This is a genomic window from Pseudomonas sp. 30_B (assembly GCF_017491605.1).
Lineage (GTDB): Bacteria > Pseudomonadota > Gammaproteobacteria > Pseudomonadales > Pseudomonadaceae > Pseudomonas.
In genome coordinates this window covers 84,598-104,179 of the sequence record NZ_JAFGYY010000017.1, presented here as the reverse complement: position 1 = coordinate 104,179, position 19,582 = coordinate 84,598, and the positions used below count along the sequence as shown (strand labels likewise).

The window sequence follows — 19,582 nt, the reverse complement described above, 5'->3', positions numbered from 1 at the left end:
TCGGGTGATTGGCGCCAGAGCCCGACGCGCCTTGTTGGCGCATTGAATTTCCGGGTGTCGAGAAGGATGGGAAAGAGTGGTTGCACCTGGTTGCACCTTTGTGGGCGGCGGTTTAACCTTGCGCGGCTTTGCACGCTCCAAACTTTAACAATAGGACGACCCATGGCCACCACTACCCTCGGCGTGAAGCTCGACGACGCCACCCGTGAACGTCTCAAGCTCGCCGCCCAGCAGCTCGACCGCACCCCGCACTGGCTGATCAAGCAGGCGATCTTCACGTACCTGGAACAGGTCGAGGGTGGGCTGACTCCCGCCGAGCACTCCGGGCTGGCCGCCGCCGCAGGCGAAGAGTCCGTGGACTCGCTGAGCGAGCAGGGCCTGCAGGTCTTCCTTGATTTCGCCGAAAGCATCCTGCCGCAGTCGGTGCTGCGCGCCGCCATCACTTCGGCTTACCGCCGCCCGGAAACCGAGGCGCTGCCGATGCTGCTGGACCTGGCCCGCCTGCCGAAAGAGCAGGCTGATGCCGCCAACAAGATGGCCCTGGGCATCGCCGAGAAGCTGCGCAACCAGAAGAACGCCGGTGGCCGCCAGGGCCTGGTGCAGGGGCTGCTGCAGGAGTTCTCCCTGTCGTCCCAGGAGGGCGTGGCGCTGATGTGCCTGGCCGAAGCCCTGCTGCGTATCCCGGACAAGGCCACCCGTGACGCGCTGATCCGCGACAAGATCAGCAACGGCAACTGGAGCCAGCACCTGGGCCAGAGCCCGTCGATGTTCGTCAACGCGGCCTCCTGGGGTCTGCTGATCACCGGTAAGCTGGTGTCGACCCATACCGAGGCCGGCATGTCCTCGGCGCTCAACCGCATCATCGGCAAGTCCGGCGAGCCGCTGATCCGCAAGGGCGTGGACATGGCCATGCGCCTGATGGGCGAGCAGTTCGTCACCGGCGAGACCATCGCCGAGGCGCTGGCCAATGCCGCCACCATGGAATCCAAGGGCTTCCGCTATTCCTACGACATGCTCGGCGAAGCCGCGCTGACCGATGAGGACGCCAAGCGCTACCTGGCCTCCTACGAGCAGGCCATCCATGCCATCGGCAAGGCCTCCCACGGTCGTGGCATCTACGAAGGCCCGGGCATCTCGATCAAGCTCTCCGCGCTGCACCCGCGCTACAGCCGCGCCCAGTACGACCGCGTGATGGACGAGCTGTACCCGACCGTGCTCGGCCTGGTGAAGATGGCCCGCGACTACGACATCGGCATCAACATCGACGCCGAGGAAGCCGACCGCCTGGAAATCTCCCTCGACCTGCTGGAGCGCCTGTGCTTCGAGCCGTCGCTGGCCGGCTGGAACGGCATCGGCTTCGTCATCCAGGCCTACCAGAAGCGCTGCCCGTACGTGATCGACTACGTGATCGACCTGGCCAAGCGCAGCCGCCACCGCCTGATGATCCGTCTGGTGAAGGGCGCCTACTGGGACAGCGAGATCAAGATGGCTCAGGTCAACGGCCTGGAAGGCTATCCGGTCTATACCCGCAAGCCGTACACCGACGTTTCCTACCTGGCCTGCGCGCGCAAGCTGCTGGCCGTGCCGGAAGCCATCTACCCGCAGTTCGCCACCCACAACGCCCACTCGCTGTCGGCCATCTACAACCTCGCCGGACAGAACTACTACCCGGGCCAGTACGAGTTCCAGTGCCTGCACGGCATGGGCGAGCCGCTGTACGAGCAGGTGGTGGGCAAGGTCGCCGACGGCAAGTTCAACCGTCCGTGCCGCATCTACGCGCCGGTGGGCAGCCATGAAACCCTGCTGGCCTACCTGGTGCGCCGCCTGCTGGAAAATGGCGCCAACACCTCCTTCGTCAACCGCATCGCCGACCACAGCATCTCCCTCAAGGACCTGGTGCTGGACCCGGTGCTGCAGGTCGAGCAGATGGCCGCGCAGGAAGGCACCCTGGGCCTGCCGCACCCGCGCATTCCGCTGCCGCGCGAGCTGTACGGCGAGTCGCGCCTGAACTCCGCCGGCATCGACCTGGCCAACGAACACCGCCTGGGCTCGCTGTCCTCGGCGCTGCTGTCGAGCACCAACCAGGCCTACCTGGCCGCACCGATCCTCGGTCTGGTCGATGCCGCGCCGGGCGAGCCGCAGCCGGTACGCAACCCGGCCGACCTGCGCGACGTGGTGGGCCATGTGCGTGAAGCCAGCGAAGCCGACGTCAACAACGCCATCCTCGGCGCGCTGTCCAGCGCGCAGATCTGGCAGTCCACCCAGCCGGCCGAGCGCGGCGCCATCCTGCAACGCGCCGCCGACCTGATGGAAGCCGAGATCCAGTCGCTGATGGGCGTGCTGGTGCGCGAATCGGGCAAGACCTTCGCCAACGCCATCGCCGAAGTGCGCGAGGCGGTGGACTTCCTGCGCTACTACGGCGCCCAGGCCAGCACCCATTTCGCCAACGACAGCCACCGCCCGCTGGGCCCGGTGGTGTGCATCAGCCCGTGGAACTTCCCGCTGGCGATCTTCAGCGGCCAGGTGGCCGCCGCCCTGGCCGCCGGCAACACCGTGCTGGCCAAGCCGGCCGAGCAGACTCCGCTGATCGCCGCGCAAGCCGTGCGCATCCTGCTGGAAGCCGGCGTGCCGGCCGGCGCCGTGCAGCTGCTGCCGGGCCGTGGCGAAACCGTCGGTGCCCGTCTCGTCGGTGACGAGCGCGTGCGTGGCGTGATGTTCACCGGCTCCACCGAAGTGGCCGGCATCCTCCAGCGCAACATCGCCGGCCGCCTGGACGCCCAGGGCCGCACCATTCCGCTGATCGCCGAGACCGGCGGCCTCAACGCCATGATCGTCGACTCCTCGGCGCTGGCCGAGCAGGTGGTGGTGGACGTGGTCAACTCCGCCTTCGACAGCGCCGGCCAGCGCTGCTCGGCCCTGCGCGTACTGTGCGTGCAGGACGACGTGGCGGACCGCGTGATCGCCATGCTCAAGGGCGCCATGGCCGAGTACCGCGTCGGTGCGCCGGAGCGCCTGCACACCGACATCGGCCCGGTGATCGACGAGGAAGCCAAGGGCAACATCGACAAGCACATCCAGACCATGCGCGACAAAGGCCGCAAGGTGTTCCAGAGCGCCCGCGTGGACGCCGAGGAGATCAAGCGCGGCACCTTCGTCGTGCCGACCCTGATCGAGCTGGACAGCTTCAGCGAGCTCAAGCGTGAAATCTTCGGCCCGGTGCTGCACGTGGTGCGCTACCAGCGCGCCGAGCTGGACCAGCTGCTGCAGCAGATCAATGATTCCGGCTACGGCCTGACCCTCGGCGTGCACACCCGTATCGACGAGACCATCGCCCAGGTGGTGGAGAGCGCCCACGTCGGCAACCTCTACGTGAACCGCAACGTGGTCGGCGCCGTGGTCGGCGTGCAGCCGTTCGGCGGTGAGGGCCTGTCCGGCACCGGCCCGAAGGCGGGCGGCCCGCTGTACCTGTACCGTCTGTTGTCGACCCGTCCGCAGGACGCGGTGGCCAAACAGCTGCAGGGCGACGGCGCGCAGGCGATCGCTCGTCCGGCCGAGGCGAGCAAGGCGGTGGAGGCGCTGACCCAGTGGGCCGGCCAGAACGAGCCGGCGCTGGCTGCGCTGATCGCCGGCTATGCCGAGCTGTCGCAGAGCTACACCGTGCAGGTACTGACCGGCCCGACCGGCGAGCGCAACACCTACAGCCTGCTGCCGCGCGAACACGTGCTGTGCCTGGCCGAGGATCGCGCCGACCTGCTGGCGCAACTGGCCGCCGTGCTGTCCGTGGGCAGCCGTGCGCTGGTCCTGCAGGCGCAGAGCGAGCTGGTCACCAGCCTGCCGAAGGAGGTGCAGAAGCGCATCGACCTGATCGCCGACTGGGCGGCCACCGACAGCGCCTTCGACGCCATTCTGCATCACGGCGATTCCGATCAGCTGCGTGCCGTCTGCGAACAGGCCTCCAAGCGCAAGGGCGCCATCGTCGGCGTGACCGGGCTGAATCGTGGGGAGACCGACATTCCGCTGGAACGCCTGCTGATCGAGCGCGCCCTGAGCGTCAACACCGCTGCCGCCGGCGGCAACGCCAGCCTGATGACCATCGGCTGACGCATGCGCCGGGAGCGCGCCTGACCGGTGCGCTTCCGGCGGGTTTCCGGCCATCGATCGATGGCCTCCGGGCTGCCGGCCCTTCGGTGGAGCTATCCGCTCCGGGCAGTCCGTTTCCCTCGCGCAGTCGCGCACTCCGTATCGGGCCTGGCGCTCGGCACAACGGCGAAGCTACCCGCTTCGCCGTTTTCTTTTGCAGTCGGGAAGGCCCTCGCACAGGGCTTCATGTAGGAGCGGACTCTGTCCGCGATGGGTTTCCTGCTCATGCTGCGGGTAGCGAGGAGGGTTCGCGAGCAAGCTCGCTCCTACAGGTTTGTACTGATGCGCTCTTCGTAGGAGCGAGCTTGCTCGCGAACCGAGGGTGGTGGGGAAATGCAGGAACGGAGGCCGGGCTCGACTCAGGCCGCGGAACCCAGCGGCTCCCGACGGATCAGTTCACGCAACGCCCGGCGCTCGGCCGGCGGCGTTGCCGCGCGGTGCAGGGCGAGGCTGCCATCGGCTTCGGTCACCGCGATTTCCGTTTCGAACTGCAGTTGCAGCTCGTCCAGGGTGATGTAGGTGATGCGGTAGGCCTCGTCGACGCGGTTCATGATCGGCAACTCGATGTGGGAGGGCGCAGGCCCGATGGCGGAATAATCTCGCCGGGTGGGCTAGGGTTGAAGTGAATGGCAGTGATGGTGAACATCACGACGGGCGATGGTGCCGGCGAGATTTTCCGGCACTTGTCATGCAGGACGGGTATCCTTCTCGGGCGTGTCCAGACGGCCACGCTGACTTACAACTGGAGCAGTGACATGAGCCGCGACAAGCAGCTTTTCCCGGACGACGAAATCGGCGACGCCCTGTGGGCCCTGCAGGAGGACGGCGAGGACCTCTCCCTCGAACACGAGGTGGAGTTCGCGGTGATCTTCCCGGACGAACAATCGGCCCTGGACTTCGCCATCATGCTGCTGCAGAACGGGCAGAAAGTGGCTTACTCGGAATACGACGGCAATGACCAGCTGCCCTGGCAGGTCCTGGCCTACCCGGTGATGGAGCTCAGCCACGAGCACATCAGCGGCTACGCTGCGCTGCTGTCCGAGCACTCCGCCGACCTGGGCGGCCAGCTGGACGGCTGGTCGGCGCTCTGAGCGGCCGATGCTCGATGAAAAGCGGCCTCTTGCAGGCAGTGTGAAAGCGCACTGACTGCAGGCCACACCAACGCCCCGACAGGTTCGGGGCGTTGGCGTTTCTGGGGGCGCGACTAGCCGGCGTGCAGCAGCAGGAATCCCCACAGCACCAGCATCAGCCCTGACATGCGGCTGAGCCAGGCGCCGCCTGGCAGATACTTCTCCAGCAGGACGTAGGCCCCAATCAGGGCGACCCAGAGCAGGTTCATCAGTCCCACGACGAACAGCACCCCCATCAGCGCCCAGCAGCAACCCAGGCAATACAGCCCATGGGCCAGCCCCATGCGCCATGCGCCGGACGGGCCGGGCCGCCAATAAGCCAGCAGGAACTGCAGGGGAGACTGGCAATGACGCAGGCACGCGCGCTTGGCGGGCAGCAGCTGATAGATGCCGGCACCCAGCAGGAATGCCGCTCCCAGCCAGGGTTTCTGGCTGCGCATCTCCAGGCTGAGCAGGGCACGCTGGTCCAGCAGCCATTGCAGCAGCGTGGCGGCCAGGCTGAAGCCACCCCAGACCAGCAGGTAGGCGCCGCAGAAGAGCAGCAGCGCCAGGTTGCGCTGGTCGGCGGGGAGTCGCTGGTGAAGAGTGTGCTGATACAGCAGGAACATCGGCGTGGCGCTGGGGAGCATCATGCCGAGCATCATGATGCTCCACATGGCGAACATCAGCAGGGCGTCGCGGAATGTCCACGGCATCGGCATGCCTGCCATGGCCATCTCCAGCATGCCGCCGGGAGTGGCCATGCGCCGCGCGAGGCCCAGCAGGAATACCCACGCAACCAGGGTGAGGACAGATAGCAGCAGCACCAGCAATGCGGATTGCCGGCTCAGCCACCGGGATGCCGCGCGGGGGCCGGAGCTGGACTCCGACACCGTCAGCGCACCACGCCCTCTCCGGTGAATCGCAGGTGGGCGAAGTGCCCGTGACCGCGTTGCGAGCTGATCCTGATGCCGCCCTGCGTGTCGAAGCTGCCGCTGCCCATTTCCGCCTCGGTGAACTCGAAGCCATCCGGCAACGTCAGGCGGGCCCGTTGTGGCTCGCCGGTGACCGGGTTGCGAATGGGTTCGCCGGTGACCTCGAGCACATCCGGGATGCGGACTTGCGCGCTGCGTTCATCGACGTCGATCGTCATTTCGATAGGGACGAAGCGAGGCTCGAGGACTTCGGACAGGGTGGTGCTGAATACCTGGAACACCGTGGCGCCCGGCAAGCTTTCCGCGCCCGACAGGATGGTCAGCAGGGCGGCGCGTTGCTCCGGGGTGGCGCGCTCTTCGATGAAGACCTGGCAGCGGCCATTGCCTTCATGGATGGCGCCGGGCCAGGCAAAGGTGCCAACCCAGCAGAGCCCATCGAGTACCTGATCCTCGAAGTGCCCCTTGTCGATTCGCATGCTCACCACCGCTTCGCACTTGCCGTGGGTGGGTGGCGAACTGAATTGGCACGGGCAACCCCAGTTGCAGTTACAGGATGCAAACTCGACGCCTTCGAGGCGCCAGTCGGCCATGGCCATGGCGCACCTCCTCATCTAGTGAGCTGGAATGGGAACTGCCCTCATTAATAACGCTAGCAGACGCCCTGTGCGCCGAAGCGGCTGCCGACCAGGGGTGCAGGGGGAGGCCGCCCTCGGTTGCCTGTCATGCCGGCACTCGTTGGCGATGGCCGGACTGGCGGCCAGGGGAGGCTATCGTGGCGTTGCCGGAGGGCTCCGCGAGGCGGCTGTCACTCCGGCAGCGGCTGCTTGCGCGCCACCTGGCGCAGCGCCTGTTCGTAGTAGTCCACGCTCTGCGCGCCGGAGATCAGCTGGCGGCCATTGAGGATCACCGCCGGTACGGCGCGGATGCCGTGGTTGGTATAGAAGTCCTCTTCGGCTATCACTGCGTCGGCAAAGGCGTCGCTGTCGAGAACTTCCCGCGCCCGTACGGCGTCCAGGCCGACGCTGACGGCCACGTCCAGCAGCACTTCCGCATCGCTCGGGTCGCGCCCCTCGCCGAAGTAGGCGTGCAGCAGGGCCTGCTTGAGGGCGACGTCGCGATGCGATTCCGCTGCCCAGTGCAGCAGGCGGTGGGCGTCGAAGGTGTTGTAGATGCGGTTGCGCTTCTTCAGGTCGAAGTGCACGCCGACTTCCTCGCCCATGGCGCGCAGGTGCTCCTGGTTGCGGGCGATTTCCTCGGCGCTGCTGCCGTACTTGCGCTGCAGGTGCTCCACCAGGTCCTCGCCCTCGGCGGGCATGTCGGCGTTGAGCTCGAAGGGTTTGATGTGCAGTTCCACGGTCAGCTCATCGTCCACGCGGCGGATGGCCTCCAGCAAACCGTTCAGGCCAATGGCGCACCAGGGGCAGACCACGTCGGAGACGAAATCTATGGTGATGCTGTCGCTCATGGTGGCGATCTCCGGCAAATGGGCATGGTTCAAGGATGGACCCGGAAGGGGGTTCGAATCCAGTGGCGAGCCTTCAGGGCGGAGCTGTTGTTTAAGTCATTTCTCTAATGATTTTATAACTATATGATTTTTATAGAGTTAATTTTCTTGAGAAATAACTTTATCCAGAGTGGCGCTCCCAGGTGACTCTCGACGGCGGCAAAGGCCCATGGCCAGTGGCTCTTGAGGCTGCCGGGGTAACTGCGGCGGGCCGCACGATGGTTATGTAAAGAATTAAATTGTCTTAATAAATATATGATATTTAAGGATTATTTGTGTTTGATTCAATACGCCTCGCCCCGGGGCCTGCGCGGCGATCCCGGCATGTCCCGACGGGGCGATGTCCGCATGCATGGAGGAAGCGAATAGCCATCCTGATCACCGCATACACGCAGCCGGTCGGACGGTCGGGCTCGCCATGTCCTGTCACTGGAATTGCCACGAAGACGCGCTACCTTGAGCCTGTTGTGCGCAGAAATTTCTGACGCCGCACTTCCTTCCGCCGTCCCCGCGCAGGCAACGGACCCGCAGCTGCAGGCCCGGCAGTCAACCAGCAGATACGGAGCACGCCATGGCTCGCACCACGCCCATCGAGCTTTACCGCAATATCGGCATCGTCGCCCACGTCGACGCCGGCAAGACCACGACCACCGAGCGCATCCTTTTCTACACGGGTGTGAACCACAAGATGGGCGAGGTACACGACGGCGCGGCGACCATGGACTGGATGGTGCAGGAGCAGGAGCGCGGCATCACCATCACCTCTGCGGCCACCACGGCGTTCTGGCAGGGCTCCACCAAGCAGTACGACCACAAGTACCGCTTCAACATCATCGACACCCCCGGCCACGTGGACTTCACCATCGAGGTGGAGCGCTCCCTGCGCGTGCTCGACGGCGCGGTGGTGGTGTTCAGCGGCGCCGATGGCGTCGAGCCGCAGTCCGAGACGGTCTGGCGCCAGGCCAACAAGTACCACGTGCCGCGCTTGGCCTACGTGAACAAGATGGACCGCCAGGGCGCCGACTTCCTGCGCGTGGTCAATCAGATCAAGCAGCGCCTGGGGCACACCCCGGTGCCGATCCAGCTGGCCATCGGCGCCGAAGAGAACTTCGCCGGGCAGATCGACCTGGTGAAGATGAAGGCCATCGTCTGGAACGACGCCGACCAGGGCACCAGCTACACCGAGGAGCCGATCCCGGCCGAGCTGCAGGCGCTGGCGGAGGAGTGGCGCTCGCACATGGTCGAAGCCGCCGCCGAGGCCAACGAGGAACTGATGAACAAGTACCTCGAAGGCGAGGAGCTGACCATCGAGGAGATCAAGGCCGGCCTGCGCCAGCGTACCCTGGCCAACGAGATCGTCCCGGCGGTGCTGGGCTCATCCTTCAAGAACAAGGGCGTGCCGCTGGTGCTCGACGCGGTCATCGACTACCTGCCGGCGCCGTCGGAAATCCCGGCGATCAACGGCACCGATCCGGACGACGAAGAGAAGCACCTGGAGCGCCACGCCGACGACAGCGAGCCGTTCTCCGCGCTGGCCTTCAAGATCGCCACCGACCCCTTCGTCGGCACACTGACCTTCGCCCGCGTGTATTCCGGCGTGCTCAGCAGCGGTGATGCCGTGCTCAACTCGGTGAAGACCAGGAAGGAGCGCGTCGGGCGGATGGTGCAGATGCACGCCAACCAGCGCGAGGAGATCAAGGAGTGCCGCGCCGGCGACATCGCCGCGCTGATCGGCATGAAGGACGTCACCACCGGCGACACCCTGTGCGCCATCGACAAGCCGATCATCCTCGAACGCATGGACTTCCCCGATCCGGTGATCTCGGTGGCCGTGGAGCCCAAGACCAAGGCCGACCAGGAGAAGATGGGCATCGCCCTGTCCAAGCTGGCCCAGGAAGACCCCTCGTTCCGCGTGAAGACCGACGAGGAAACCGGGCAGACCATCATTTCCGGCATGGGCGAGCTGCACCTGGACATCATCGTCGACCGCATGCGCCGCGAGTTCAACGTCGAGGCCAACATCGGCAAGCCGCAGGTGGCCTACCGCGAGGCGATCCGCAAGAAGTGCGAGATCGAGGGCAAGTTCGTCCGCCAGTCCGGTGGGCGCGGCCAGTTCGGCCACTGCTGGATTCGCTTCGAGCCGGGCGAGGAAGGCAAGGACGGCCTGGAGTTCGTCAACGAGGTGGTGGGCGGCGTGATCCCTCGCGAGTTCATCCCGGCGATCCAGAAAGGCATCGAGGAACAGATGCAGAATGGCGTGCTCGCCGGCTACCCGCTGATCGGCCTGAAGGCCTCGGTGTTCGACGGCTCCTACCATGACGTGGACTCCAGCGAGATGGCGTTCAAGATCGCCGCTTCCATGGCCACCAAGCAGCTCTCGCAGAAGGGCGGCGCGGTGCTGCTGGAGCCGGTGATGAAGGTCGAGGTGGTGACGCCGGAGGATTACATGGGCGACGTGATGGGCGACTTGAACCGCCGGCGCGGGCTGATCCAGGGCATGGAAGACACCCCAGCGGGCAAGGTGATCCGCGCGGAAGTGCCGCTGGGCGAGATGTTCGGCTATGCCACGGACGTTCGATCCATGTCCCAGGGGCGGGCGAGCTATTCGATGGAGTTCACCAAGTACGCCGAGGCGCCGGCGAATATCGCCGAGGCGATCATCAAGAAGGCCAATGGGTGATGTTTCCCTGAACTGACAACGGCGCCTGCGGGCGCCGTTGTTCATTGTAGGGGGCGGCTGTCGTAGGAGCGGACTTTGTCCGCGATGCTTTGGGCTTTTGGGTTGGGTGTTTCTGCGCCGCTTCGGCGTGTGCTGAGAGATTTTGTTTCGCCCCCTCGGGCGAGTCCCTTTTGTCAAACGACACAAAAGGAACCAAAAGGTCTTGCCCCATCATCCGGGTCCCGCTTCGCGGGACTGCCCTCGCTCCATCGAAGTTTCAGGGGCACGCGTCGACGGGCCATCCCTGGCCCGACGACGCTCTCGCGGCATCCATGCCGCTCAACCCCTGAAACTCCGATTCCACTCGGCCTCCTGAAGGGGCGTTCCGGTGCGTGCGGATACTTTGCTGGAAGTCTTAAAGAGCCAAGGCCGGAGGGGATTCTGCTCTTCGTAGGAGCGGACCTTGTCCGCGAATCTTTCAGAGCGCAGGGAGTTTCCGGCGTACGCGGTTCACGCGGTGATCGGGTACAAAATCCTGCGGTTTCGGTACTGGAGGCGGGACTTCGCGGACAAGGTCTAGGCGCCCCGTCTCTCCTACGCGAGTACGCTATAGCCCGCGCGGATTACGCACAAAAAAGCCCGGCATTGCGCCGGGCTTTTCTTCAGCTGCGATACAGCACCGGCCGCCGCAGGTGCACATAGCTGTACCCCTCGCGCGCCATGGCGATGCGCTGCGGGTCCAGTTCGGCCACCAGCAGTTCTTCGCCGTGCTTGGCCTGGGTCATCACCTGGCCATCCGGCGCAACGATGCAGCTCAGGCCGCAGTATTCCAGTTCGCCTTCAGGGCCTGCGTAGTTGGCGTAGGCGAGGAATACCTGGTTCTCGTAGGCGCGGGTGGGCACCAGCACCTGAGCGACGAATTCGTAGGGGCGCATGTTGGCGGTGGGCACCAGCACCAGGTCGGCTCCGGCCATCGCCAGGCTGCGTACGTTTTCGGGGAATTCCACGTCGAAGCAGATCAGCAGGCCGATCTTCCAGCCGTCCAGTTCGAAGATCGTCGGCGGGGTGTCGGAGGCGCTGAACTGGGTGCGGTCGAGGTCGCCGTAGAGGTGGGTCTTGCGGTAGTTGGCGCGGCGTTCGCCCTGGCGGTCGATCAGCTGCACGCTGTTGAAGATGGCACCGCCGGCGTCACGTTCGGGGTAGCCGTAGAGAATGCCGATATTGTGCTGACGGGCGACCTCGGCGATGCGTGCGGCCGAGGGGCCGTCGCTGGCTTCGGCCAGTTCGGCGACGCGCTGGGCGCCGATGTTGTAGCCGCTGAGGAACATTTCCGGCAGGACCAGCAGGTCCGCGCCGCTCTGCACCGCCTGCCGGGCGGCCTGTTCGAGGCGGCGCAGGTTGCCGGCGACGTCGTCGGGGCCGGGTTGGCACTGGTATAGGGCCAGGTACATGGGGGGTCTCCTTCAAACGTGCAGGGCCGGGTCAGGCAGTGTGCACCCGATCCCGGCCCTGCGCGAGCCGCTGTTCAGTCAATGCAGGGGAGTGGCGGGGATCAGTCCGGCAGTTCCATTGGGCCGAGTTCGGCGAAGCGGTCGCCCGGGCCGGGGTTCTCCGGATGGGTAGCGCCGCCGAAGTGCTTCATGATGCCCCACACGGCGTTCAGCGAGGTCTGCACCGCGCCTTCCACCCAGGCCGGGGTCCAGGACACGTCGTCACCGGCGATGAAGATGCCGCGCTGCTCGGCGGGCATTTCGTCCTGCATGAAGTGCGCGTACATGCGCTGGTTGTAGCGGTAGTGGCCCGGCAGCGCGCCCTTGAAGGCGCCGAGGAAGTGCGGGTCGGCCTCCCAGGAAACTGTGATCGGGTTGCCGATGACGTGGCTGGCGATGTCGACCTTCGGGTAGACCTTCTTCAGCGCATCCAGAGCCAGTTGCACGCGCTTCTCCACCGGGTGCGGCAGCATCTTCATGGCGTCGCTCATCCAGGAGTAGGACAGGCAGATAACGCCCGGCTTGTCGTCGCCGTTGTCGAACAGGTAGGTGCCGCGGGTGAGGCGGTCGGTGAGGGTCATGCTCATCACGTCGCGGCCGGTTTCCGGGTCCTTGTCCTTCCAGAACGGGCGGTCGACCATCACGAAGGTCTTCGACGACTGCATGTAGCGGGTGCGGTCCAGGGCCATCCACATCTTCTGCGAGAACAGCGCTTCCTCGCACTCGATCTGGGTGGTCAGCAGCCAGGTCTGGCAGGTTGCCAGGACGGCCGCGTAGTGGCGGGTGTCGCCCCAGTAGTCGGTGACGGCGAAGGTGCCGTCCGCGGCGCGGGCGATCTTCTTCACGCCCGGACGCGGCGCGCCATTGTGCAGCGAGGCCAGGGAGGTGCCGGCCGGCCAGTGCGCGCACTTCTCCGGCACGTGGCTCCAGATGCCGCGCGGCACCTGCTCGACGCCGCCGACCACCAGGTGCTGGTGGTCGTCGCAGTTGGTCATCACCACGCGGAAGATTTCCAGCATGGAGTTGGGGAAGTCGGAATCCCAGCCGCCGGTGCCGAAGCCGACCTGGCCGAAGATTTCGCGGTGACGGTAGGAGAGGCGCGAGAAGGCTTTCGAGGTGGCGACGAAGTCGTAGAAGGTGCGGTCGTCCCACTTGGGCACCAGTTCGTCCCACAGGGCCTTCAGTTTGACGGTGTCGCGCTCGCGGATGGCGTCCTGGATCTCGGAGAAGCGTGCGCCGTCTTCCAGGGCGTCGGCCCAGGCCTGGGCGACTTCGCGGAAGATTTCCGGCAGGTCGTCGATCTTCTCGGCGTAGTGACTGGTGCCTTCCAGGTCGACCACGGTGCTGCCGGAGGCGGGCGTCAGCGGGTTGGGGAAGGGCTTGGTTTCCAGGCCGAGTTTGTCGACGTAGTGGTAGAAGGCGGTGCTGGACACCGGGAAGCGCATGCCGCCCAGCTCGGCGATGATGCCGTCGGCGCCTTCGAAGGTCTCCGAACGCAGGCGGCCGCCCATCTTCGAGGCTTCGTAGACCACGGGCTTCAAGCCCATCTTCATCAGCTCATAGGCCGCCACCAGGCCGGAAATGCCGGCGCCGACGATGGCCACTTCCTGGCCGTGCTTGTCGGCGGGGATGCTGCCCAGTCCGGCGGGGTGCTCGATCCAGTCGTCGAAGGCGAAGGGGAAGTCCGGGCCGAAAATGGTTACCGGCTTCTTGCCGGGGGTGTGGGGGTGGCGGTTCTTGTGCATTGGAGGCTCCCGTTTGTTCGGCGTGCCGGTTTTGATCAACCAGCTTGGCAAGGCTTTTCGCGGCCCGCAGAGGCCAGTCGATGGATGGCGCGCGGGCAAAGAAATGGCGAGCCGTGTGGGCTCGCCTTGGCGCCCACTATTACAAAGGGAGTCGTTGAAATGAATCCGTAAATCTGCAAAATGAGCAAAAGCTTTAACGCAGATTGATAGGTCTAATGAACAAAATAACGAAAAATGCGGATGCCATGCTGCTGAACCTGCTGCGCGCCAATGCCCGCGAGTCGATTTCCGAGCTGGCGCGCAAGCTGGGCGTGTCGCGTTCCACGGTGCAGAGCCGGATCGAACGGCTGGAGCAGCAGGGCATCATCAGCGGCTATTCGATCAAGGTGTCGGACAGCTACGCGCAGTCCCTGGTGCGCGCCCATGTGCTGGTGACGGCGCTGCCGAAGTTGTCGCACCAGGTGGCGCAGGCGCTGGAGAAGATCGCCGAGGTGAAGACCCTGCATTCGGTGAGCGGCAACTTCGACATGATCGTGATCGTCGAGGCGCTGTCCATCCGTGACCTCGACGCGGTGCTGGACCGCATTGGCGCGCTGGACGGGGTGGAGCGGACCATGTCGTCGATCATCCTGTCGACGCGGATCGATCGCTGAATCTGTGCCCTGCGGTAGGAGCGGGCCATGCCCGCGAATCGCGCGCATGGCGCGCTCCTACAAGCCTGCGGGGCGATTGGCCCCATTGGTCTGCCGGTATTGCCGGGAATTGGCTATTCGAAGTGCCGGCCGGTGGCGCTAACGTAGCGCCATTCCCGCAGCCCGCGGACCTACTGGAGAAGATCATGAGCGCACGCATCGATTGGCCGAAGAAATCCCCCGACGCCTACAAGGCCATGCTCGGCCTGGAACAGGCCCTGGAGAAGTCCGGCCTGGAGCTCCCGCTGCTGGAACTGGTGCGCCTGCGCGCGTCGCAACTCAACGGCTGTGCCTATTGCATGAACATGCATGCCAATGATGCGCGCAAGGCCGGCGAGACCGAGGCACGCCTGCAGACCCTGAGCGCCTGGCGCGAGACCCGCTTCTTCACCGACCGCGAGCGCGCCGCGCTGGCCTGGACGGAAAGCCTGACCCTGCTGGCCGAGAAGCATGCGCCGCAGGATCAGTTCGAAGCCCTGCGCGAGCATTTCAGCGAGGCGGAGATCGTCAACCTGACCCTGGCGATCGCCACCATCAATGCCTGGAACCGCTTTGGCGTGGGGATGGCGCTGGTGCCCTGAGCCAGGGCTGATGGAAGAGGGCGCCTGCGGGCGCCTTTTTCGTTCCGGGATATGAAGCTTTCGCAAGAGCGGACTCCGTCCGCGATCAGCGCGGCAGCCAGGTTCGTTCGCGAGCAAGCTCGCTCCTATACGTACGGCAGGTGCCGGTGCGCTTTTCGTAGGAGCGAGCTTGCTCGCGAACCGCACTGCACGGAGTCCGCTCCTACATTGTTTTTGGATGATTCCCCTTCGGGCCAGCGCAAGCGCTGTTCGCGATGGAGCCGCGTCCCGCGTTCGCGGGGAAGACGATTGCGGAGCACGGTGCATGACATCGTCACTCCCGCGAACGCGGGAGCCTAGAAGACAGTTGCTCCTACGTAGAGCAAACGTGCATCAGCGCTTGTAGAGCACCACCGCCGCGCGCAACTTGCTGCGGCCAAACCGGCTCATCTGTTCGAATTCCCCGTGGCTCACCGGGATGTGCTGGCAGTCCAGCGGCTCGCGGTGCTTGCTGTGGTCGACGTCCGGGTCGTGCAGGTAGACGAAGTCCTCGTCGCAGTCGGTGACCACCACCCAGTGCGGTGCCTTGGAGCGGGTCAGGCGGTAGCTGCTGATCAGCACCAGCGGCTGGCCGCCGGCTTCCAGCGCGCTGTCGATGTCCAGTTGCGTGACCAGCAGTTGCTCCACGTCGCTTTGTGCAAGCTCATTGGCGAAGTCGGCGTGCACCAGGCGCATCACCTCGCGTTTTTCCTCGCTGCGCACGCCATCGAGGAACAGCGGGCCGTCCTCCGTCAGTTGCAGCTGTACGCGGAAGCCCCGGCGCCATGCGGCCAGGGCCAGTCCCTGCGGGCTGCAGCCGCCGTGGCCGGTGGTCATGTAGATGGTGGTGGCCTCACGCCACAGGCGCAGTTCTTCGCGGCGCTCCAGCACACGCCCGGGCTCCAGCGCACCCATGGCCATCAGCAGGCAGGACGGGCCGCAGGTGAAGTCGGTGGTCTGGTGGTAGAAGGGTACGTGCCGGGGCGCCTGGCCGCTGATCTGGCGGATGCGTTTCTCGAAGCGCAGCGCTTCGCTGTGGTCCTCGTAGTAGTCGCGCACCGTGGCGAACGGGCGGTAGCCGTTGCGCTGGTAGAGGATGATCGCGCCGCGATTGTCCGGGCGGACTTCCAGGCGCATGTAGGCGCAGTCGTGTTCGATCGCCTCCGCTTCGGCGCGGTCCAGCAGCTTCTGTCCCAGGCCGATGCCCCGGGCGCGCTCGTCGAGGGCGATGGAGTAGAGGCGGGCCAGCGAGGTGCCCTGGTGGAACAGCACCAGCACGTAGCCCAGCAGATTACGGTCGGCCTCGGCCACGATCAGGGAGGCATTGGCGCGGGTGATCATCCACTGGAAATTGCGACGCGACAGGCGGTCGTACTCGAAGCAGCGGTTTTCCAGCTCGACCAGGGCGTTCAGATCGTCGGCGGTGGCGGCGCGAAGTTGCAGGTTCATACCGGTAAGGATTCGTTAACCTGAAAGGAGCACGTTGGTCCGGCGAAGGGTGCGAACGTACCGCCCGACCCCGCGGTCGAAGCAGCGTTCAGCGGAGTATTGTCCCGGACGCCAGGCGCGGCAAGCGCTATCCCGGAATGCCCTGGAGGTGTCGTGAGCAAGTTGTTCATCATCGTCGAGCGCAAGGAGGACTGGGCGTCCTATTACCCCAGTGAAGATGTGGTCAGCGCCCAGGAATACCTGGAAATGCCCATCGATGACGACAATGGCAAGCGCGTACAGGTGATCAACCTGTGTCGCAACTACAAGTACCTGGGTCATGGTTATTACTGCTCGCTGCTGGCCGAGGCGCGTGGGCACAAGGTGATTCCATCGGTGCGCAGCATCAGCGAGCTGGCGAAGAAATCCCTCTACAGCCTGGCCCTGGAAGACCTGGAAAAGACCCTCGACAAGGCGCTGGCCGACCATCCCTACGGCAACACCGACGGCTTCACCCTGACCCTGTACTTCGGCCGCACCGACATGGAGCCGCTGCAGGACCTGGCTCGCCAGCTGTTCGAGGCCTTTCCCTGTCCGCTGTTGCTGGTGGAGTTCCGCAAGAGCCGTGGCTGGCACATCGAGGGGGTGAAACCGGGCAACATCCACAAGCTGCGTGAGGACCAGGAAGACCTGTTCGCCTGCGCGCTGGACAGCTTTAGCCGGCAGATCTGGCGCAAGCCGCGCTCGCGCAAGCAGTACCGCTACGACCTGGCGATCCTCCACGACCCGGAGGAAGCCTTCCCGCCGTCGGATGCCAAGGCGCTGAAGAACTTCATTCGCGTCGGCCGCAGCCTTGGCATCGACGTCGAGCTGATCGAGAAGAAGGACTACTCGCGGCTGGCCGAGTACGACGCGCTGCTGATCCGCGAGACCACCAGCGTCAGCGACCACACCTACCGCTTCGCCAAGAAGGCCGAGAGCGAGGGCATGGTGGTGATGGACGACCCGGTGTCGATCCTGCGCTGCACCAACAAGGTCTACCTGGCGGACCTGCTGCGCAGTCACAAGCTGGGTATGCCGGCCACCGAGATCCTCTACAAGGACAATCCGCAGGAACTGGAGAAGGTCGGTGAGCGCCTGGGCTTCCCGCTGGTGCTGAAGATCCCCGACGGCAGCTTCTCCCGCGGGGTGATCAAGGTGACCAACCAGGACGAGCTGCTCAAGGCCAGCGCCGAGCTGTTCGAGCGCTCCGTGTTGCTGCTGGCCCAGGAGTTCTTCTACACCGAGTACGACTGGCGTATCGGCGTGCTCAACCAGAAGCCGATCTTCGCCTGCCAGTACTTCATGTCCAAGGGCCACTGGCAGATCTACGACCACAGCCCCGACGCCGAGGAGCTCAGCGGCGATTTCCGCACCATGGCGGTCCACGAGGCGCCGCGCAAGGTGGTGGAGCTGGCGGTGAAGACCGCCAACCTGATCGGCGATGGCCTGTACGGCGTGGACCTGAAACAGTCCGGCGATCGCGTGGTGGTGATCGAGGTGAACGACAACCCGAATATCGACTGCGGCGTGGAGGATGTGTACCTGGGCGATGACCTCTACAAGCTGGTGCTGGAAGAATTCATCCGCCGCCTGGAGCTCAAGCGGCGTGGTCGCGGCTGGTGAGATCGTTTCGGCATTGACCTTATAGAAAAATGGTCGATTGACACCGTCAAGATATTGCTAGCTTTACAATTTAGAGCGCCAAACGGCTGTTTTTTAAAGTTTTTCAAAAAAATGGCGCCAAGGAAGGGAGCATGCTTGAGGCGGCATCGAGTCTTCGACGCCTGCTGGTAGTCGATCCGTGCGATGACTGTCGGCGGCTGCTGCCCGGGCTCCGGGCAGCTGGATGGGAGGTGGACAGTTGCGAGCTGGACATGGCCGGCGAGCGCAACTGCGACGTCGGCTTGCTGCGTCTGCAGCCCGAGCATCTGGATCGTCCCGAATCGATCAAGGAACTCATCAGCCGCAGTGGCACCGAGTGGATCGCGGTGCTCAGTCCCGACATCCTGCCGATCCATGAGGTCGGCGATTTCGTCAGCGAGTGGTTCTTCGACTTCCATACCTTGCCGTTCGACGTGGCGCGGGTGCAGGTTACCCTCGGCCGCGCCTTCGGCATGGCGCGCCTGCGTGGGCGTGGCGGCGTGCACAGCGACGAAGGCCAGCACGAGTTGCTGGGCGAGAGCCGCGAGATACGCGACTTGCGCAAGCTGCTGGCGAAGTTCGCGCCCACCGAGTCCCCGGTGCTGATCCGGGGCGAGAGCGGCACTGGCAAGGAGCTGGTGGCGCGCACCCTGCATCGCCTGTCGCGGCGCGCGGTGCGGCCGTTCGTGGCGATCAATTGCGGCTCGATTCCGGAGAACCTGATCCAGTCGGAGCTGTTCGGTCATGAGAAGGGCGCGTTCACTGGCGCGCACCAGCGCAAGATCGGCCGCTTCGAGCAGGCCAATGGCGGCACGCTGTTCCTCGATGAGGTGGGCGACCTGCCGCTGGAGCTGCAGGCCAATCTGCTGCGGGTATTGCAGGAGAAACAGTTCGAGCGGGTCGGCGGCAGCCAGCCGATCGATGTCGACGTGCGGGTGCTGGCGGCGACCCATATCGACCTGGAGGCGGCGATCCGTGCCGGAACCTTTCGCGAAGACCTGTATTACCGCCTGAACGTCCTGCAGGTCTCGACTTCGCCGCTGCGCGAGCGCAATGGCGATATGGCGCTGCTGGCCAATCACTTTGCCCACCTGTACAGCGTCGAGACCGGCCGCCGGCCCCGGCGTTTTTCCGACGATGCCCTGGCGGCGATGGCGGAGCATGGCTGGCCCGGTAACGTGCGCGAACTGGCCAACCGGGTACGCCGGGGCCTGGTGCTCGCCGAGGGGCGGCAGATCGAGGCGCGCGACCTGGGCCTGGAGCGGCAGAAGGGCAAGGCCACTCACCAACCGCTGGTGACGCTGGAAGAGTACAAGCTCGGCGCCGAACGCCAGGCGATGTGCGATGCGTTGGCGCGGCATGGCGACAACCTCAGCGTGGCGGCGCGGATGCTGGGGATTTCCCGGCCAACCTTCTATCGGCTGTTGCACAAGCATCAGTTGCGATAGAGCCGGAAGCTGGGGCTGTAGAGGTATTTTCGACTCGGCCAATCTATTGATCGCTTGCGGGCGTATGGCTCTGTGTAGGAGCGAGCTTGCTCGCGAACCTCTCTACACCGTACCCGGCCCCTTCGCGAGCAAGCTCGCTCCTACAACTGC

General features: G+C 65.1%; 14 protein-coding genes. 7 read left to right on the top strand and 7 right to left on the bottom strand.

Features of this window, described 5'->3' with window-relative positions; translation table 11 throughout:
• Positions 1-162 precede the first annotated feature (162 nt).
• Positions 163-4,101 carry a trifunctional transcriptional regulator/proline dehydrogenase/L-glutamate gamma-semialdehyde dehydrogenase gene (gene putA / locus J5M67_RS19005; RefSeq protein WP_207886888.1) on the top strand — a complete coding sequence of 1,313 codons (3,939 nt, stop codon included), beginning with the start codon at positions 163-165 and terminating at the stop codon, positions 4,099-4,101.
• A 398-nt stretch (positions 4,102-4,499) separates the two neighbouring features.
• On the opposite strand, the gene ptrC is transcribed toward putA, so the two are convergent.
• Positions 4,500-4,691, bottom strand: a complete 192-nt coding sequence (gene ptrC / locus J5M67_RS19000) for a type III secretion system co-regulatory protein PtrC (protein WP_207886887.1) — start codon at positions 4,689-4,691, stop codon at positions 4,500-4,502.
• A gap of 204 nt (positions 4,692-4,895) precedes the next feature.
• On the opposite strand from ptrC, the gene J5M67_RS18995 reads away from it, so the two are divergent.
• Positions 4,896-5,231: a ribonuclease E inhibitor RraB gene (locus tag J5M67_RS18995; RefSeq protein ID WP_207886886.1), complete on the top strand. Its 336-nt coding sequence runs from the start codon at positions 4,896-4,898 to the stop codon at positions 5,229-5,231.
• Positions 5,232-5,344: 113 nt separating this feature from the next.
• Here the strand turns inward: J5M67_RS18995 and J5M67_RS18990 are convergent, their stop codons facing one another.
• The 3 genes from J5M67_RS18990 to J5M67_RS18980 form a co-directional block, all read right to left on the bottom strand.
• Positions 5,345-6,076 (bottom strand): DUF2182 domain-containing protein, encoded by a 732-nt coding sequence (locus J5M67_RS18990; RefSeq protein ID WP_368735942.1) that lies wholly within the window; start codon positions 6,074-6,076, stop codon positions 5,345-5,347.
• Positions 6,077-6,144: 68 nt separating this feature from the next.
• Positions 6,145-6,780, bottom strand: a complete 636-nt coding sequence (locus J5M67_RS18985) for a DUF1326 domain-containing protein (protein WP_207886884.1) — start codon at positions 6,778-6,780, stop codon at positions 6,145-6,147.
• Positions 6,781-6,989: 209 nt separating this feature from the next.
• Positions 6,990-7,649, bottom strand: coding sequence for a DsbA family oxidoreductase (locus tag J5M67_RS18980; protein ID WP_207886883.1), 660 nt, complete (start codon positions 7,647-7,649; stop codon positions 6,990-6,992).
• Between the two features lie 610 nt (positions 7,650-8,259).
• Between J5M67_RS18980 and fusA the strand changes: the two genes are divergently transcribed.
• Positions 8,260-10,368: an elongation factor G gene (gene fusA / locus J5M67_RS18975; RefSeq protein ID WP_207886882.1), complete on the top strand. Its 2,109-nt coding sequence runs from the start codon at positions 8,260-8,262 to the stop codon at positions 10,366-10,368.
• 641 nt (positions 10,369-11,009) lie between these two features.
• Here fusA and J5M67_RS18970 read toward each other — a convergent pair.
• Both J5M67_RS18970 and J5M67_RS18965 read right to left on the bottom strand, forming a co-directional pair.
• Positions 11,010-11,798 (bottom strand): carbon-nitrogen hydrolase family protein, encoded by a 789-nt coding sequence (locus J5M67_RS18970; protein WP_207886881.1) that lies wholly within the window; start codon positions 11,796-11,798, stop codon positions 11,010-11,012.
• Between the two features lie 101 nt (positions 11,799-11,899).
• Entirely contained in the window at positions 11,900-13,582 is a 1,683-nt protein-coding gene (locus J5M67_RS18965; RefSeq protein ID WP_207886880.1) for an NAD(P)/FAD-dependent oxidoreductase, read from the bottom strand.
• A 245-nt stretch (positions 13,583-13,827) separates the two neighbouring features.
• On the opposite strand from J5M67_RS18965, the gene J5M67_RS18960 reads away from it, so the two are divergent.
• Together J5M67_RS18960 and J5M67_RS18955 are read left to right on the top strand one after the other, a co-directional pair.
• A complete protein-coding gene (locus tag J5M67_RS18960; protein WP_243434748.1) occupies positions 13,828-14,235 on the top strand; it encodes an Lrp/AsnC family transcriptional regulator in 408 nt (135 codons plus the stop codon).
• A gap of 185 nt (positions 14,236-14,420) precedes the next feature.
• A complete protein-coding gene (locus J5M67_RS18955) occupies positions 14,421-14,855 on the top strand; it encodes a carboxymuconolactone decarboxylase family protein (RefSeq protein ID WP_207886878.1) in 435 nt (144 codons plus the stop codon).
• 372 nt (positions 14,856-15,227) lie between these two features.
• Here the strand turns inward: J5M67_RS18955 and J5M67_RS18950 are convergent, their stop codons facing one another.
• Positions 15,228-16,322 (bottom strand): GNAT family N-acetyltransferase/peptidase C39 family protein, encoded by a 1,095-nt coding sequence (locus tag J5M67_RS18950; protein WP_207886877.1) that lies wholly within the window; start codon positions 16,320-16,322, stop codon positions 15,228-15,230.
• A gap of 153 nt (positions 16,323-16,475) precedes the next feature.
• Here J5M67_RS18950 and J5M67_RS18945 point away from each other — a divergent pair, with 153 nt between their 5' ends.
• Positions 16,476-17,966: a RimK family protein gene (locus J5M67_RS18945; RefSeq protein WP_207886876.1), complete on the top strand. Its 1,491-nt coding sequence runs from the start codon at positions 16,476-16,478 to the stop codon at positions 17,964-17,966.
• Between the two features lie 131 nt (positions 17,967-18,097).
• The gene (locus J5M67_RS18940) at positions 18,098-19,432 is read left to right on the top strand and encodes a sigma-54 dependent transcriptional regulator (RefSeq protein ID WP_207886875.1); all 1,335 of its coding nucleotides are present in this window, start codon (positions 18,098-18,100) and stop codon (positions 19,430-19,432) included.
• Positions 19,433-19,582 lie beyond the last annotated feature (150 nt).